A 17,608-nucleotide genomic window follows, 5' to 3' on the forward strand; every position below is an offset into this window, starting at 1 on the left:
GACGCATAAAGCGACCCAAATAGAAGAATTACTACCACATCGCTGGAAATCCAACTCAAATTAAAAAATAGGCATGGGGTTCAGCGGACGCTTACGTTACAGATTCTTTATAGTTATAAAAAAATCCCCCAATTTGGAGGATCTTCTTTGATGTCTTAATAAAGTAGCTTCTTAAGCTGCTTTTGTTGGCACACCACTATGGAAACGGAACATTTCATCTGGACTGAGAATCAGATTCTTTTCTACTTCCCGGATATGCTTAATTCGACTTTGAATATCTTCTTGCGGATTTTTCAATTTTGCAGTTTTAGCCACATCCAAAGCTAAGGCCAAGTAGTCCTCAAAATGGCGAGATTCAGATTTTAGCAAGTAACGGTAATAGCGTCCTAACTCGTCATCCACCAGCGGAGCAAGCGCATAGAAACGCTCACAAGAGCGTGCTTCTACAAAAGCACCAATCACCAGCACATCAATTAATGCTTCTGGTTCATAGGTCCGGATTTCCTTACGCAAACCACCCGCATAACGCCCTGCACTGAGACCAATCCATTGCTGGCCACGCTTATTCATGAATTCCAGCACCTGTTCATAGTGCAGCATTTCTTCACGTACCAGTTGCGCCAGTTTCACCTGTAAATCTACAAAGAAGCTATAGCGGAACATCAGGTTCATTGCTGTACTGGCTGCTTTCTTCTCACAGTTAGCATGATCCTGCATCAGGATCTCCAGATTCTGTAATGCCTCATCGAGCCAGGCTTTTGGTGTTTCACAACCCAGGAAGCCAATGACAGGCTTCATCAGTTCATCATAATCAATATTTGACATATGTTTCTTGCAATCTTAACGCGCAGCTTTAATTGCAGCCTTCATTTGTTGAACCGCTTGCGCTAAACCAACAAAAACTGCATCTGCAATAATCGAGTGACCAATATTTAATTCATGAATTTGAGGAATTGCAGCAATTGGAGTGACATTATCCATATTCAGACCATGACCTGCATTCACCACCAGACCTTTAGAAGCAGCATATTCAGCGCCTTTCACAATGCGTTCAAGTTCCGCTTGTTGCGCTTCTGGAGTTTCTGCATCGGCATAGGCGCCTGTGTGAATCTCAATCGTCGGCGCACCACACGCGACCGCAGCATCAATCTGGGCAAAGTCAGCATCAATAAATAGTGACACATCACAGCCAATCGCAGTCAGTTCTTGAGTGGCTTTTTTCACATCTTCAAAATGACCAACCACATCCAGACCGCCTTCAGTAGTGACTTCCTGACGTTTTTCAGGCACAAAACAGACATGATGCGGCTGAATTTCTTTAGCAAAAGCCACCATTTCATCAGTCACAGCCATTTCCAGATTCATATGCGTGGTCAATACCGGACGCATACGACGTACATCATCATCCTGGATATGACGACGGTCTTCACGTAAATGCAAGGTAATGCCCTCTGCACCCGCCTGTTCGCAGATCAATGCAGCATTGACTGGGTCTGGGTACGTCGTACCACGTGCTTGTCTTAAAGTTGCGACATGGTCAATATTGACACCAAGTAATGCAGCCATAATATTTTCCTAACTACGATTGAGATTGAGAATTTTGGATCCACAACTGTCGACTTTTCAGTGGTCGGTCACCAAGCAAAGCAGTGATCACCTGTCGATATAGCTTCGTCAGTAATTGTAACTGTTCTGGATTAAAATCCCTACCCTTTTCATAGTGCTGCATTGTTAAAATCTGCTGGCCCGACATGGTTGAGCGCAAGGCCTTGGCCGAAGGCATAAAACCTTCATTCAACTGAAAATAGTAATGTTGCAAGGGATTGATTGGTGCCTGATTGGCATCAACCGAAAAATCCAGTTCATAGCCCAGTTCTTCTAATAAGATATGTTCAAACTGACGCAGAACCTGTTTTAAATAAGTATTGGGATTTTCCTGATCGGAGAGTTTTTGCAAGGCATTCAACGTTTCGCCATATTTGGCAAAGGTCAGCGGCATTTGCACTTCAAGCGGACATAAACGCAACAGGATTTCATTTAGATAAAAGCCAGAAAAGAAGGCATCGCCAAAAAAAAAGATCGGCTGATTAACAATTTCTAATTTGGTGAAGTTTTTGAGTTCAGATTTGCCAGAGGCTAGCAAGCTGATGGGTTGATATTGTGGTGGAGGATTTTGTCTCAGTATCCCGTCAATACGGCCATATTCCTGGGTAAATAAATGCACAATATGACTGCGATCGCGATATTTACGATGATGAATCAAGTATCCATGCAGCACTTCATTACGCATAGGCTACTTCTTTAGTCTTTATTCTTTTTTGATTTTTTCTCGTCTTCTTCGTCATCCCCATCGGGAATGGCGGCACCCACAACAGCCGCGGTCCCTTTGACCGCGTACTTTGTGGTTTTATAGGCAACTTTGGCAGGAACGGTCACTACTTTATGAATACAGCCCTGCAAAAATAAAACACATGCAATGACTACCAGAAATTTCATCATGATCCGTTCCTATCCAATTTAAATGTCGCTATAACCTAGACTTTTCAGGGCTCGCTCATCATCAGACCAGCCGCCTTTGACTTTCACCCAAAGCGTTAGCATGATTTTCTGTTCGAACATCTTTTCCATATCGACACGTGCATCCATACCGATTTTTTTCAGCTTGGAGCCTTTTTCACCAATCACAATGGCTTTTTGGCCAGCACGATCAACGAAAATGGTGGCATCAATATAAGTACATGCCGGCTTCATACGACCTGTTTTTTCGTTCAGGGTCGGCTCTTCAGTTTTGAAAGATTCAATCTGAACAGTTAAATCGTATGGCAGTTCTTCGCCTAACTGACGCATGATCTTTTCACGGATAATTTCAGAGGCCAGGAAACGCTCTGAACGATCGGTAAGCTGATCTAATGAATACAGTGGTGGCTGGAATGGCAGGTACTTGGCAATCGTATCGCGTAAGTGTTCGAGATTTGCACCACGAAGTGCAGATACCGGTACGATTTCAGCAAAGTTCATCAGTTTAGCACGTTCACGAATCAGCGGTAAGGCCTCATTCTTGTTCTCAAACGTGTCCAGCTTGTTAATCACCAGAATTACTGGCATATCCGCATTTTTTAATTTCTCCAGAACAAGCTCGTCGTTCTGGGTCCATTTCTGTGCGTCAACTACAAACAGTACCAGGTTCACGTCACGCAGTGCAGAGTGCGCAGCTCGGTTCATCATTTTATTGATGGCACGCACTTCTTTCTTATGCATCCCCGGTGTATCAACAAATACTGCCTGAGATTTTTCACGTGAATCAATCCCTACAATTTTATGACGTGTGGTTTGTGGCTTACGTGAAGTAATCGAAAGTTTCTGGCCCAGTAAGTGGTTCATCAAGGTCGATTTACCTACGTTTGGACGTCCGACAATCGCCACGAAACCGCTACGATAATCAGAAGGAATTTCAGTACCCTGTGCACTGAAAAATTGACTAATCAAGTCATTGCTGTCGCTTTGCGACTCGTGATCAGCATCAATGTGATCGGAATGAGTAGTCATTAAGACTTATGCTCCAAATGTTTTAAAATATCTGCCGCAACCGCCTGTTCAGCGAATCGTCGGCTTGAACCTTCACCGGCCATGACCGGTAAGCCTTCTACCTGGCATTCCACTTTGAAATGCTGGTTCGGGGCATCACCCTGAATATCTACAACCTCGTAAACTGGGAGAGGTTTTTTACGTGCTTGTAAATATTCCTGTAGGCGTGATTTAGGGTCTTTCAGCTGGTCAGTTGGTTCTATATTGTCTAAATACGGTTCGTACCATTTTAGCACAATCGCCTGTAGTACAGTGAGATCACCGCAATCCACATAGATCGCACCAATAATGGCTTCGACCGTATCCGCAAGTATAGACTCACGATGATGACCACCCGATTTCAGCTCACCCGTACTGAGAATCAGGTTCTGACTCAATTTTAGATCATTAGCAATTTTCCCTAACGCTTCCTGTCGGACAAGAGTCGCACGCATACGCGTCAGACGGCCCTCGTTTTCCTGCGGGTAAGCAGTAAAGAGATAATTGGCTATGATCATCCCTAAAAGAGAATCGCCTAGAAATTCTAGGCGTTCATAGTTGTGTTTATGACTGACTGAACGATGGGTCAATGCCAGTTTTAACAGATCAGCTTGTTTAAACTGATAACCGATCCGTTTGGCAAGACGCTCATCATTTAGTTTTGACTGTGCTTTGATCAAAATCTTTCTCAAACTTCATCACTAAATCTATATTCAATATAAAATTCTTGCGAATTTCATAATTCTTGTGCACCTGTAAACCATCAGTGTTGGTTACCTTGGCAATTTCATCAAATTTCAGATCGCGAATATTGTTCATTTCTAAACGCTGACCCATCTGTTGACGAAATTTTTCTGGTGCAATATTTGCCGGAGAACTCTTTAAAAGTTCCTCAATCTGATTGTCCACCATACGATCATCAAAGTATGGCCCCCAAACTGCAATCGCCACTTTGGCAAGAAAAGCAAACCCCATGATTGCAAATAAAATTCCAATATACGAAGCACCTTGTTGATGTTTCATTTTTTATTTTCCTGACTGAAATAATTAATCGATTATTCCGTTTCGACTAAACGATGGCAGTTTAAAGCCAGGTTCTTTATGCATCCAGATATAGAATGCGCGACCTGTTAAGTTTTCTTCCGGAACAAAGCCCCAGAAACGACTGTCAGCACTTTGATCGCGATTATCCCCCATCGCAAAGTAATGGCCTTCTGGAACTTTCACTTCCCAATATAAACCATTTTCAGCTGAAAACTTACCATTTTCTATATAGTTAAGGAATGGAGCCTGACGAGCTACATTTACTCCTTCCAGTTCACGCATAGTGAAAGTATGTTCGCCAATGGTTTCTTTATGATAAATCGAATTTGGCGTATCCAGGCGATCTTTTTCACGGCTGAATTCTACTGGAACTTTTGCTACTTTCTCACCATTAATGGTTAACTGGCCATGATCATAAACAATATGATCACCTGGCAAACCAATTACACGTTTGATATAGCTAATCGTTGGTTGTGGCGGATAGCGGAAGACCACGACATCACCACGCTCCGGGCTACCTGTATCCAGAATTTTTGTATTAACAATTGGTAATTTCACACCATAGTCAAATTTATTGACCAGGATAAAATCACCGGTTTCCAGGGTTGGAACCATGGAGTCTGATGGAATATTGAAAGGTTCGTACAGGAAAGAACGCAATACTAAAACGACCGCCAAAACCGGCCAGAAATCATAAGCCCAGGTAATAATGAAGTTTTCATTGCCCTTACCTTTGGTCTGTCGTTGTTTCAGAACAAACTTATCCAGCAACCAGACCGCGACGAAAAATAAGGTCGCAGGAACAAGAATCAAATTAAAATCAAAATCCATGGGCTTATTATCCTTATAGTATTAGCGTTCGACTTTCAGTACAGCTAAGAACGCTTCTTGTGGAATTTCAACGCTACCCACCTGTTTCATACGTTTCTTACCTTCTTTCTGTTTTGCAAGAAGTTTCTTCTTACGTGATACGTCCCCACCATAACATTTTGCCAATACGTTTTTACGCATTGCTTTTACAGTAGAACGGGCAATAATTTGCGCACCAATAGCAGCCTGAATTGCCACATCAAACATCTGACGAGGAATCAGGTCTTTCATTTTTTCAACCAGTGCAATTCCACGATGACGTGCATCCTGACGATGGCAAATCATTGCTAAAGCATCGACTTTTTCACCATTGATCAGGACATCCACTTTCACCAGTGATGAACTTTCAAAACGCACAAAGTTGTAATCTAGTGACGCAAAACCACGTGAACAAGATTTCAATTTATCAAAGAAATCCATCACCACTTCGGCCATTGGAATTTCAAAAGTAACGGATACCTGATTCGCCATGAACTTCATGTCTTTCTGTACACCACGGCGCTCAATACATAGGGTCATGACATTACCCAGGTATTCCTGTGGCACGAGGATATGACACTCTGCAATTGGTTCACGCAGGTCTTCAACAGTTGAGCCATCTGGCATTTTTGACGGACTATCGATGTAAATGGTATTGCCATTTTTCATCACTGCTTCATAAATTACAGTTGGTGCTGAAGAGATCAAATCCAGATCGTATTCACGTTCTAGACGCTCCTGTACGATCTCCATGTGCAGCATACCTAAGAAGCCACAGCGGAAACCGAAGCCTAGAGCATCAGAACTTTCTGGTTCGAAGAACAGCGCAGAGTCATTGATTTGCAGTTTATGCAATGCTTCACGGAAAGGTTCAAAATCACTGGAATCGATTGGGAACAGGCCCGCATAGACCTGTGGTTTTACTTTTTTGAAACCAGGTAATGTTGGAACTTCTGGAGTAGTTGCCAGTGTAATGGTATCACCCACTGGTGCACCAAAAATGTCTTTAATACCGGCAATCACGAAACCAACTTCACCCGCTTCAAGGATATCGGTTTCAGTATGCTTCGGATTGAAAATACCGACTGAAGTGATGATATGTGTCTGACCCGTCGATTTCACCAGCATCTTGTCGCCTTTGCGAACACGCCCCTGTTTCACACGAACTAGAGATACCACGCCCAAGTAGTTATCGAACCATGAGTCAATAATCAACGCTTGCAGCGGTGCATCACGTTCACCTGTTGGTGCAGGAATGACATTCACCAGCGTTTCAAGTACACCTTCAATACCTAGGCCAGTTTTTGCTGAACAGGTCGGTGCTTCAGTCGCTTCAATCCCGATAATATCTTCAATTTCCTGAATTACACGTTCGGGTTCAGCCTGTGGCAAGTCAATCTTGTTCAGTACTGGTAAAACTTCCAGACCCTGCTCAATCGCGGTATAGCAGTTTGCTACAGACTGCGCTTCTACCCCTTGCGCTGCATCCACAACGAGAAGTGCACCTTCACAGGCCGCTAAAGAACGTGAAACTTCATAAGAGAAATCCACGTGTCCCGGGGTATCAATGAAGTTCAACTGATACTCTTGACCATTTGGATGGGTATAGTACAAGGTGACCGAAGCCGCTTTGATGGTAATCCCACGTTCGCGTTCAAGTTCCATAGAATCAAGAACTTGAGCCTGCATTTCACGATCCTGTAAACCACCACAAGTTTGAATAAAACGGTCTGCCAGAGTCGATTTACCGTGGTCAATATGCGCAATAATCGAGAAGTTACGAATGTTTTTAATATCAACAGATTTTTTAGCTTGCGCCATGGGCTACCTTGAGAAAAAAACGCGCCATGCAATTTAAAAAGTCATTGCATAACAAAAGCCGAATAGAAATTGCCGAGGATTATAGCAGAATGGAGATACAGAAAAAGAATTATCTTTCTTCTCTCTTAGCTGTCTTAAGCACATGACCAGTTTCTTCTTATTTTTCTTTTCCTCAGCTTTTTCTTAGAAACAGCTTGTTAAATGGGCTGTTTCCTATTTAGTAGCTGCCTTCTATTCGATCTCAATATCATCACCTTATTAGATTGATTCTTCTCTTATTGCCTTTGCTTCTTCACTCAAATATAAAGTAGAAAAATCATAAGGGTTAATACTGTCTGAGAGGGGCTGATAAGCTTGGGTAAAACTTGGCGACATACGCTTCGGGCGACCCGACGCAATTTCGATACAAGCCCACTGCGTGCTACCGGTAAATAGGACATTCTGATCCTGTGGACGATAAAAAGCATACTGTCTGAATGAATATAAGGCATTCAAATCACTTAACCAGGTTCGTAGAATCAGCTCATCCCCTTCAAATGCCGCCTTGCGATACTGGACATGATGTTCAACTGCAACCATGGCATGTTTAAGTTGCAGATACTCATTTAAACCGAGTCCTAATTGCTCGATATGGGCCGAGGCCACATCCTGCATCCACTGCACATAAATGACGTTATTCACATGTCCTAGACGATCAATATGTTCAGGATGTACCTTTAAAACTTGGTCAAAAATACCAGTCACTTTTCTCTTATCCTTTATCGCAATTTTTTCCATGTACAGAGTCTACAGAAATTATGGCTCGGGTAAATTGCGAAAAATAAAAAACCGCCTATACAAGCGGTCTTTTATTGAAGATTCATATATTTTATGAAATGCGCATCCCGACAATGGCACGTTGACCCTGACGAATCAGACCGACACGGGCAACACTACCTTTTTTCAGGTCTGCCACAGCTTCCACAAACTGGTTACTGTTCAATATCGCTTTACCATTGATTTGAGTCACAACATCATTTGGCATGATCCGTGCCTGAGCTGCGATCCCGTCTCTACGAACGTCCTGAATGACTACACCACCCTTAATCTCTAAACGCTCTTTTTCAGCCGGACTTAATTCACGAATAGTAACGCCTAATACCGGACCTTTATTTGGCTGAGCCTGGTTGCCTGCTTTGGCTGGCGTTTCATCTGGCGCAGTCGTGAGTGTTGCATTGATATTACGACGTTTATCATCACGTAATATTTCTAACTGGATCTGCTGTTTAGGCGCAGAACGGTTTAAATAGTTCAGCAACTGGCTAGTGCGTGAAATATCAGTACCATTGTATTTTAAAATCACATCACCGGCTTGCAGACCCGCTTTAGCCGCTGGCGAATTTGGTGCAACCTGGGTAATTAAAGAACCTTCTGGCTTAGATAATTTATAAGATTCAGCCAAAGTACGGTCGATATCTTGCAGGCTTACCCCCAGATAAGAACGAGTCACCTTACCATCACGTTTCAGCTGGTCAGCGACTTCCATAGCGACATCAATCGGAATCGAAAATGACAGCCCCATATAACCGCCAGTACCACTGAAGATTCGTGAGTTCACCCCAACCACTTCACCGCGCTGGTTAAATAGCGGTCCACCCGAGTTTCCCGGGTTGAGGGCAACGTCAGTTTGAATAAATGGTACGGCTGTTTCACCCATCATGTTACGCATCTTGGCACTGACAATGCCGGCAGAAGCGGAGTAGTCAAAACCAAAAGGTGAACCGATTGCTAATACGGGTTCACCTACACGTAATTTATCGACATCACCAGTACGCAGTTCCGGGAAACCTGAACCATTAACTTTCAATAAAGCGACGTCAGTACGCTCGTCGCTTCCCACGACTGTTGCATCAATTTCCCGACGATCATTCAAGGTAATTGTCACTTTAGACGCATCTTCAACTACGTGGTGGTTGGTCAGCAGATAGCCATCCTTACTAATGAAGAAGGCACTCCCATATCCGGTTTTTTCCTGCGGTACACGTGGCTGCGGAATAATCACTTGATTACCAAAGAAACGGCGTAAAATTTCAGGAACCTGTTGTTGCAAGAGCTCTTCTTCGCTCATTTTTTTGACAACACTCACACTGACAACTGCCGGACTGACCTGATCAACCAGGTTAGAAAAATCGACGGGTGTTACTGCCTGTAACTGAGCAGCACTCATAGTAACAGTCGCTGCAAATAATCCTTTTTTTAAATCCAGAATTTTCATATAAATTATTCACCCAAATTGTTGATAAATTTATGTAAATAGGTTTTATCACAAACTTCATATATTTTAAGTAAAAATATGTTCGAAAGCTTGAATGTTAGCAACCTTTAATTTTTCTAAAGCATTAAGTTAAAGCTTTTATTAATTTTTTTCATCAATAAATGAGCACTTAAACGCTTGCCTTTTGTACAAAAAAGCGCTCTGATTACCGGACTTTTTTCAATTAGCTGATGGACATGTCTAATTTTCCCCTTACCCATCATTTTGACGTGATCATTGTGGGCAGTGGTGGTGCCGGCCTAAGTTTAGCACTTTCTTTGCCTGAACATTTTAATATTGCAGTTCTTGCCAAATCTACCCTGACCGATGCCAGTACCTATTATGCTCAAGGCGGTGTTGCAGCCGTACTGGATGAGACAGACTCGATTGAACAGCATATTGATGACACCATGATTGCAGGTGTACATCTGTGTGAAATGGATGCTGTGAAGCAGACGGTGGAAGGTGGTAAGCCTTCGGTGGATTTTCTACTGAAACATGGCGTGCAATTTACTCTGGATGAGCAGGAACAATTACATTTGACCCGTGAAGGCGGCCATTCACAGCGCCGAATCATTCACGCAGCTGATGCGACTGGGCGTGCCATTTCTACCACGTTAGTACAGCGCGTTCAGGAAAAAGAAAATATTACCATCTTTGAAAATTACATTGCGATCGACCTGATCTGTTCACAAAAACTGGGCTTAGATGGTGAAAATCGCGCCTTAGGTTTATATGCACTCAATGAAGCAAGTGCACAAGTTCATACTTTCTTAGCACCATTTACTGCCCTGGCTTGTGGCGGTGCGATGAAAGCTTATCTTTATACTTCCAATCCGGATATCGCGACTGGTGATGGGATTGCGATGGCCTATCGTGCCGGTTGCCGGGTTGCCAATATGGAATTCAACCAGTTCCATCCGACCTGTTTATATCATCCACAAGCCCGTTCATTCCTGATCACAGAAGCCATGCGTGGTGAAGGCGCCTATTTACGCCTACCTGATGGTGAGCGTTTTATGCTGCGTTTTGATGAGCGTGCAGAGCTGGCACCACGTGATATTGTGGCACGCGCGATTGACTATGAGATTAAACGTCTGGGCATTCGTCATGTCTGGCTAGATATTACCCATAAAGATGAAAGCTTCATCAAAGAACACTTCCCAACCTTATATGCACGTCTGTTAGAACTTGGCATCGACATCACCAAGGAAATGATTCCTGTGGTTCCTGCTGCGCATTATACCTGTGGTGGTGTGGTCGTAGATGAAAACAGTCAGACCGATATTGCTGGACTCTATGCCATTGGTGAAACTTCTTATACTGGCTTACACGGCGCTAACCGTATGGCCAGTAACTCACTTTTAGAATGTTTTGTATATGGCATGAGTGCTGCCAAACAGATTCAGGAAAATTTCAGAACAGATCAAGCTATCCCTGAGGTACCAGAATGGGATGATTCTCAGGTGACCAATCCTGATGAAGATGTAGTTATTCTGCAAAACTGGGACGAGCTGCGTCAGACCATGTGGAACTATGTCGGTATTGTGCGTACCACTAAACGTCTGGAACGTGCCCTGCACCGAATTGAGATGTTGAAGAAAGAAATTACCGAGTACTATCAGGATTATCAGGTGAGCAAAAACTTGATTGAGCTACGTAATCTGGTGTTAGTTTCAGAGATGATCGTGCGTTGTGCCATGCAGCGTAAAGAGTCCCGTGGCCTGCATTTCACCCTGGATTATCCAGAATTGCTGCCTGAACTACGTAAAACTGTACTGATTCCACCAAGTTTTGAAGTAGAAACCCCTTTGGTGAATGCTTAAAAATATAAATAAGGCAGATAATATTTTTAAATGTTATCTGCCTTTTCTTTGGCTCTGATTTTTTAAGTTTTTAGAATAATCAGGATTTAAATAAAGCATATAATTTGTAAGAATTAATCAGCATTTTAAGGAATGCACGTGTTCTTTACGTGGTGGAACCGAATAGGTCGCTGTCACATGAGCAACCGGCTCTTCCTGATCAATCGAATAAATCCAGACTTCTCCCACAATGAGCGCCTTCCCCACTTTCATCAATTTACTTTCCCCTCGCAGATCAACACCACCCGAAGGTTTACGCAGAAAATTGATATTTAAGTTCGTAGTCACTGCCAGGCCAACCAGTCCAATCTCACCGAGGATCGCAATATATAAGGCCAGATCAGCTAAGGTCATCATGGTGGGGCCAGACACTGTGCCGCCGGGACGTAATTCCTGCTCACTCACTCGATACAGTAAGATTGCACCCTGAGGCACTACAGCTTCGATCTGGCACTTTTCCAGGCTCTGTGGAAATTCCTGCTGTAAAAACTGGATGATTTCTTCTCTTGTACTTTTCATCATGTTTTATCTTCCTGATTTCTTCCAATATAGAAGATTCTTCCTTGAAATAACTAGAGAAAAGTATGCCAAAAATATCTTTAGAATAAAATTATTTTAAATAAGACAGCGCCTGTTCAAACACCTGATCCGGTGTTTGAGTCGCATCCAGACGTTTAATCCGCTCTGGATGACGCTGGCATAGCGTGGCATATCCGGCGCGAACTTTCTCAAAGAAAGTAACTTTCTCTTGCTCAAACCGATCCAGCGCACCTCGGGCACGTGCGCGATTCATACCCAGTTCAATCGGTGCATCCAGCCAGAACGTAATATCCGGCATACGTTCCACGAAATTTTGATTCAACAGATTCAGCTTGTCTTCACTGAGTCCACGCCCTGCACATTGATAGGCAAAACTGGCATCACTGAAGCGATCACATAAGACAATTTTTCCAGCATTTAAAGCGGGTAGAATCACTTGTGTCAGATGCTGGGCACGTGCCGCATACATCAGCAATAACTCTGTATCATGGCACATCGCTTCTTCGTGGTTTACGGCCAACAATAGCGAACGAATCTGTTCTGCCATCGGTGTACCGCCCGGCTCGCGGGTCAGCACGACCTCTTTACCTTGAGCAATAAAATCATCATAGATACGACGAATGAGTGTGGTTTTCCCTACACCTTCAGTGCCTTCAAAGCTGATAAACATGCTCATTCCTTATTTTTTGAACGTAAAACAGAGAGATATTCTTGCACTGCTCTATTGTGGTCTTGCAGACTGCTGCTGAATTTATGCCCACCATTACCCGTTGCAACAAAATAAAGATTTTGTGAATTGTCCGGATGCATCGCTGCTTCAATGGCTTTCTTGCTTGGCAAGGCAATCGGTGTCGGTGGTAAGCCAGCCATGGTATAGGTGTTATAGGGTGTTGGAGTGCGTAGATCCTGACGGGTGATATTACCTTTGTAATTCTCACCCATACCATAAATCACGGTTGGATCTGTCTGTAGACGCATGCCTATTTTCAAACGGCGCACAAATACACCAGATACCTGTTGTAACTCGCTATCCAGACTGGTTTCTTTTTCAATGATCGATGCCATGATGAGCGCTTCATATTTATTCTGATATGGCAGATCTGAAGCACGTTTTTCCCAAGCCTGATCCAGAGACTTCATCTGGCGCTGATAAAGATCGGTCAGAATCTTGCGATCCGTTTCACCTTTGGCAAAGAAATAGGTATCTGGAGCAAATAGACCTTCAGGATGATTAAATGGAATATTGAGTTCTTTGAGCAATTGATCGGTTGGCAAATTCACCACTTCTTTAGTCACCAGATCATCTTTCTTTAAAGCATCAATCAGCTGTTTAAAGGTCGTGCCCTCAATCACCAGAATCCGGTTCATCTGAGCATTTTCTGCATTGGAAATCATGTCCAGCACTGCACGGATACTCATACCTTGAGGAATTTCATAAACACCTGCCTTCATGGTGTCATGAATCATGATGCGCTGATACAGCTTTAAAATAATCGGAAAGCTGACATGATTTTCTTTGGCCAGCCGATCAATAAATCCAGAATAGGTTTCACCGTTACTAATTGCCAGTAACTGTTTTTGACCTTCTACAGGATAATCTTTCCATAGGCTGGCTTTTAGGATCAGCCCTAGAACCAGGAGTATCCCGATTAGAAATAGAACTATCCCCTTCATGAAACCAGGGCGTTTGGCATTATTTTTCTTTTTGGTTTTAGACTTGGAAGCTGACATATTAATAAGGCATCTGATTCAATCGAAGACGGTTAAAAAGTTCAATACAAGCATCTACATTTAAAGCACGCTGCTCAAATTGAGTGGCAATTTTCATCGGACTGAGCGCATTACAGAAAAACAGGCTGTCGATATGGGGAATTTCATCCATTTCCACATCACGCCGCTGACAGATAATGCCTTGATCCTGCATACGTTGCAAAATTTCTGCACGCATCACACCGAAGACGCCATTATAACGAAGTTCTGGTGTAATCCATGTATTGTTTATACGAATGAAGCAATTACTGCTCACCCCTTCAACAATTGTACCCTGCACATCAGTTACCAGTGCTTCCGGCCAGCCATGCAGATCCGCTTCCTGTTTAAGCAAGACCTGTTCCAGACGGTTTAAGGTTTTCAACCCCACCAGATTCGGCATGCTGAGGCCAATGGCCTGTTGCAATACACCCGCCTGAATCTGCTCATAACTGAAGTCCTGTACAGTTTTCGGATAATAGAACATCCAAAGATCTGCCGGATGGTCTGGCAGGCTATAACCACGCTGTCCTATACCACGACTCAGTACAATCTTTAAGGTTCCGTTCAGTTCAGCTTCTGACCTCAATAACGCTTGCAAACTTTTTTCAATCAGGTCCAGATCAGCATGCAAACTTAATTTTTGCTGGCTCATCCTTAAACGGGCTAGATGACGGTCTGCTAACTCGATCCGGTTTCGACGGATGCGGGCGGTAGTAAAGCAGCCATCACCATAATGAAAGGCACGATCCAGCACATCTATATCTTTGACGAGTTGAGCATTTTTTAAATACAACATGCTTTTAAGGCCTCTCTGGTGACGGATAGAGCGATGAAATATAAGCTCTGTCTATATATCTGTTTTACTCACATAAAATTCATTTTTAATTATTTTTTATGCAAAAAATCTCCAGCTATTCTTGCCCCATCCAACAAAACAAAGAAACATTTGAGGCAAATATGAACATCCGTAAATTAAAAATTGGGGTATTGGCAGCACTTATTTCAGCAACCGCTTTTAGCGTATCTGCAAAAGACTTCCTGAACGTGTCCTATGATCCAACTCGCGAATTGTACGATAACTTTAATAAAGAATTCAGTGCTTACTGGAAAAAATCTACTGGTCAGGATGTTAACTTCAAACAGTCACATGGCGGTTCAGGTAAACAGGCACGTGCTGTCATTGATGGTCTAGATGCGGACGTCGTGACTTTGGCCCTAGCTGCAGATATTGATGAGATTGCAGCACGCGGCCTGCTACCTAAAGACTGGCAGAAAAAATTCCCGCAAAACTCGACACCTTATACCTCAACCATCGTTTTCCTGGTGAAAAAAGGTAATCCTAAAGGCATTAAAGACTGGGGCGATCTGGTGAAACCGGGCGTAGAAATCATTACGCCAAATCCGAAAACTTCTGGTAGCGCGCGCTGGAACTACCTGGCCGCTTGGGCATGGGCGAAACACCAACCGGGTGGTAATGATGCCAAAGCACAAGAATTCGTTCGTCAAATCTACAAACAGACTAAAGTTCTGGACTCAGGTGCACGTGGTTCAACCACAACATTTGCGGAACGCGGGATCGGTGACGTGTTACTGGCTTGGGAAAATGAAGCGCACCTAGCGATTCGTGAGCAACCAGGCAAGTTTGAAATCATCACCCCTTCTCTGTCGATTCTGGCTGAGCCACCAGTGGCAATCGTTGAAAAGAATGCCAAAAAAGATGGTAATGAAAATCTGGCTAAAGCGTATCTGAATTACCTGTACTCACCTGCGGGTCAAACGGTTGCTGCGAAGAATTTCTATCGCCCACGTAATGCGGCAGTATTAAAACAATACAGCAATGTCTTTAAATCGCTGAAGCTGGTGACTATTGATAAAGAGTTTGGTGGCTGGGACAAGGTACAGAAAAAACACTTTGCCAATGGCGGTATCTTTGACCAGATCGTAAAGGCAAATAGCACAAAATCGTAATAATAAATGTCTATGCAATGGCCTTATTGAATAAGGCCATTGTTGTTTCAAATACTTATAAACTCTTTTATCTTATATTTTCATATAAAATTCATTTTTAATTATTTTTTATGCATAAAGAATAGGTTTATTCTTCACTCATGTTACAAAACGTGTAAGAGTTTGAGGTTCACATGAGCATTTCAACAAAACTAAAACTAGGGGTTCTGGCTGCTGTTATTTCAGCAACTTCGTTTTCTGCTGCAGCGCGCGACTTTCTGAATGTCTCTTATGATCCGACGCGTGAACTCTATGAAGACGTCAATAAAGAATTTGGTAAATACTGGAAAAGCCGTACTGGCCAAAGCATTAACTTCAAACAGTCACATGGTGGTTCAGGTAAACAGGCGCGTGCCGTGATTGATGGTCTGGATGCCGATGTCGTAACTTTGGCATTAGCCGCTGATATTGATGTACTGGTCGAAAAAGCCAAACTGTTACCTGCAGACTGGCAGAAAAAATTACCACAAAACTCAACACCCTATACTTCTACTATTGTATTCCTGGTACGTAAAGGCAATCCAAAGGGCATCAAGGATTGGGGTGATTTGGTAAAACCGGGTGTAGCGATTATCACACCAAATCCTAAAACCTCAGGCGGTGCACGCTGGAACTATTTAGCAGCTTGGGCATATGCAAAACACTTACCGGGCGGTAACGACAAAACTGCACAAGAATTTGTTCGTAAAATCTATAAACAAACCAAAGTACTTGATTCAGGTGCGCGTGGTTCAACCACCACTTTTGCTGAACGTGGCATCGGTGACGTATTACTGGCTTGGGAAAATGAAGCACATTTAGCCCTTCGTGAACAACCGGGCAAGTTTGAAATTGTGACTCCTTCCCTGTCAATTCTAGCTGAGCCACCCGTGGCGATTGTTGAAAAGAATGCCAATAAAAAAGGCAACAAATACCTGGCACAAGGTTATTTAAACTTCCTGTACTCACCATTGGGGCAGGAAATCTCAGCACGTAACTTCTATCGCCCACGTAATGAAAAAGTGCTAGCGAAATACAGCCAAGTCTTTAAGCCATTAAAACTGGTGACTATTGATCAGGAGTTTGGTGGCTGGGATAAAGTACAGAAAACCCACTTTGAAAATGGTGGTGTTTTTGACCAGATCGTTAAAGCTAACAGCGCAAAAAAATAATTTAAACTGATTTCATACAGGAGCATCGACATGACTCATACGCTTATTGTTCCCGGTGTAGGTGGCAGTGAATACAATCACTGGCAAACCTGCCTGCAACACCGGCTCATGCGTTGCTCCCGTGTGCAGCAAAAGGACTGGAATCATCCGGTACTGGATGTATGGGTCACAGAATTTGTTAAAACTCTGCAAGCCATTCCAGATGATGTACAGATTGTGGCACATAGCTTTGGCTGTTTGACCAGCGTGGCATCACTGGCCCAGCATCCTGAACTGAATACTAAAGTCAAAAATCTGGTTCTGGTTGCACCTGCCAATCCGGCACGTTTTGGGGAAAATGGTTTTGCCCGTGATAGCCAGACGGATTACAGCGCCTATTTCCAGCAGCTCAAGATTCAGGCTCCAACGACTTTGCTGATCAGTGAAAATGATCCATGGCTAAGTTTTGAAGATGCCCAGGTTCTGGCAAAAGCCTGGAAAATCAAACCGATTAATCTGGGAGCTGTAGGCCATGTCAATGTTGCTTCCGGTTTTGGTCCTTTCCCTGAAATTGAACAATATTTGATTTCAGAAAAGGCTTTGCACCATATCAGCAAAGTTGATGAGAGCAAGTATTATTTTAAATTTGCATTTTAGTCCCTGCAAATTATGCTTGTGCCGATTCTATTTTCTAATTTTCGCTGATTAACTTTAACCAGCATTCTCTCTTTTGAGGAGTAATC

19 protein-coding genes are annotated in these 17,608 nt (G+C 43.1%); 4 read left to right on the top strand and 15 right to left on the bottom strand.

Translation table 11 applies throughout. The annotated features are described in order from the left end of the window. Positions 1–171: 171 nt before the first annotated feature. From F897_RS13335 to F897_RS13385, 11 genes are all read right to left on the bottom strand, one after another. Positions 172–825, bottom strand: coding sequence for a MiaE family protein (locus F897_RS13335; protein WP_004784505.1), 654 nt, complete (start codon positions 823–825; stop codon positions 172–174). Between the two features lie 15 nt (positions 826–840). Continuing rightward, entirely contained in the window at positions 841–1,566 is a 726-nt protein-coding gene (gene pdxJ / locus F897_RS13340) for a pyridoxine 5'-phosphate synthase (protein WP_004784507.1), read from the bottom strand. Between the two features lie 13 nt (positions 1,567–1,579). Beyond that, a complete protein-coding gene (recO, locus tag F897_RS13345) occupies positions 1,580–2,290 on the bottom strand; it encodes a DNA repair protein RecO (RefSeq protein WP_004784509.1) in 711 nt (236 codons plus the stop codon). Positions 2,291–2,301: 11 nt separating this feature from the next. Continuing rightward, positions 2,302–2,499: an NF038104 family lipoprotein gene (locus tag F897_RS13350; protein ID WP_004784512.1), complete on the bottom strand. Its 198-nt coding sequence runs from the start codon at positions 2,497–2,499 to the stop codon at positions 2,302–2,304. A gap of 18 nt (positions 2,500–2,517) precedes the next feature. After that, entirely contained in the window at positions 2,518–3,546 is a 1,029-nt protein-coding gene (gene era / locus F897_RS13355; RefSeq protein WP_004784513.1) for a GTPase Era, read from the bottom strand. Beyond that, positions 3,546–4,244, bottom strand: a complete 699-nt coding sequence (gene rnc / locus F897_RS13360; RefSeq protein ID WP_004784515.1) for a ribonuclease III — start codon at positions 4,242–4,244, stop codon at positions 3,546–3,548. The genes era and rnc overlap by 1 nt, the downstream gene beginning before the upstream one ends. Beyond that, positions 4,216–4,587: a DUF4845 domain-containing protein gene (locus F897_RS13365; RefSeq protein WP_004784516.1), complete on the bottom strand. Its 372-nt coding sequence runs from the start codon at positions 4,585–4,587 to the stop codon at positions 4,216–4,218. Before F897_RS13365 ends, rnc begins: the two co-directional genes overlap by 29 nt. 24 nt (positions 4,588–4,611) lie before the next feature. Then, the gene (gene lepB, locus F897_RS13370; RefSeq protein ID WP_004784518.1) at positions 4,612–5,439 is read right to left on the bottom strand and encodes a signal peptidase I; all 828 of its coding nucleotides are present in this window, start codon (positions 5,437–5,439) and stop codon (positions 4,612–4,614) included. Between the two features lie 21 nt (positions 5,440–5,460). Beyond that, a complete protein-coding gene (gene lepA / locus F897_RS13375; protein ID WP_004784519.1) occupies positions 5,461–7,278 on the bottom strand; it encodes a translation elongation factor 4 in 1,818 nt (605 codons plus the stop codon). 258 nt (positions 7,279–7,536) lie between these two features. Next, positions 7,537–8,022: an acyl-CoA thioesterase gene (locus F897_RS13380; RefSeq protein ID WP_004784520.1), complete on the bottom strand. Its 486-nt coding sequence runs from the start codon at positions 8,020–8,022 to the stop codon at positions 7,537–7,539. Positions 8,023–8,146: 124 nt separating this feature from the next. After that, the gene (locus F897_RS13385) at positions 8,147–9,532 is read right to left on the bottom strand and encodes a Do family serine endopeptidase (RefSeq protein WP_004784522.1); all 1,386 of its coding nucleotides are present in this window, start codon (positions 9,530–9,532) and stop codon (positions 8,147–8,149) included. A gap of 236 nt (positions 9,533–9,768) precedes the next feature. Between F897_RS13385 and nadB the strand changes: the two genes are divergently transcribed. Beyond that, positions 9,769–11,397: an L-aspartate oxidase gene (gene nadB, locus F897_RS13390; protein WP_005236669.1), complete on the top strand. Its 1,629-nt coding sequence runs from the start codon at positions 9,769–9,771 to the stop codon at positions 11,395–11,397. 117 nt (positions 11,398–11,514) lie between these two features. Here the strand turns inward: nadB and F897_RS13395 are convergent, their stop codons facing one another. From F897_RS13395 to pabC, 4 genes are all read right to left on the bottom strand, one after another. Further along, a complete protein-coding gene (locus tag F897_RS13395) occupies positions 11,515–11,955 on the bottom strand; it encodes a PaaI family thioesterase (protein ID WP_171064820.1) in 441 nt (146 codons plus the stop codon). 91 nt (positions 11,956–12,046) lie between these two features. Beyond that, complete coding sequence (gene tmk, locus F897_RS13400) at positions 12,047–12,646, bottom strand: dTMP kinase (protein ID WP_004784527.1); 600 nt, start codon at positions 12,644–12,646, stop codon at positions 12,047–12,049. Between the two features lie 2 nt (positions 12,647–12,648). Then, entirely contained in the window at positions 12,649–13,707 is a 1,059-nt protein-coding gene (mltG, locus tag F897_RS13405; RefSeq protein WP_005236670.1) for an endolytic transglycosylase MltG, read from the bottom strand. A 1-nt stretch (position 13,708) separates the two neighbouring features. Beyond that, positions 13,709–14,524: an aminodeoxychorismate lyase gene (gene pabC / locus F897_RS13410; protein ID WP_005236671.1), complete on the bottom strand. Its 816-nt coding sequence runs from the start codon at positions 14,522–14,524 to the stop codon at positions 13,709–13,711. A 161-nt stretch (positions 14,525–14,685) separates the two neighbouring features. Here pabC and F897_RS13415 point away from each other — a divergent pair, with 161 nt between their 5' ends. The 3 genes from F897_RS13415 (at position 14,686) to F897_RS13425 (ending at position 17,522) form a co-directional block, all read left to right on the top strand. After that, positions 14,686–15,696 carry a sulfate ABC transporter substrate-binding protein gene (locus tag F897_RS13415; protein ID WP_005236673.1) on the top strand — a complete coding sequence of 337 codons (1,011 nt, stop codon included), beginning with the start codon at positions 14,686–14,688 and terminating at the stop codon, positions 15,694–15,696. Positions 15,697–15,869: 173 nt separating this feature from the next. Beyond that, complete coding sequence (locus F897_RS13420) at positions 15,870–16,886, top strand: sulfate ABC transporter substrate-binding protein (protein ID WP_005236675.1); 1,017 nt, start codon at positions 15,870–15,872, stop codon at positions 16,884–16,886. Positions 16,887–16,916: 30 nt separating this feature from the next. Beyond that, the gene (locus F897_RS13425) at positions 16,917–17,522 is read left to right on the top strand and encodes an RBBP9/YdeN family alpha/beta hydrolase (RefSeq protein ID WP_005236677.1); all 606 of its coding nucleotides are present in this window, start codon (positions 16,917–16,919) and stop codon (positions 17,520–17,522) included. Positions 17,523–17,608: the final 86 nt, after the last annotated feature.

It is taken from the genome of Acinetobacter variabilis, from assembly GCF_000369625.1.
Classification (GTDB): Bacteria; Pseudomonadota; Gammaproteobacteria; order Pseudomonadales; family Moraxellaceae; genus Acinetobacter; species Acinetobacter variabilis.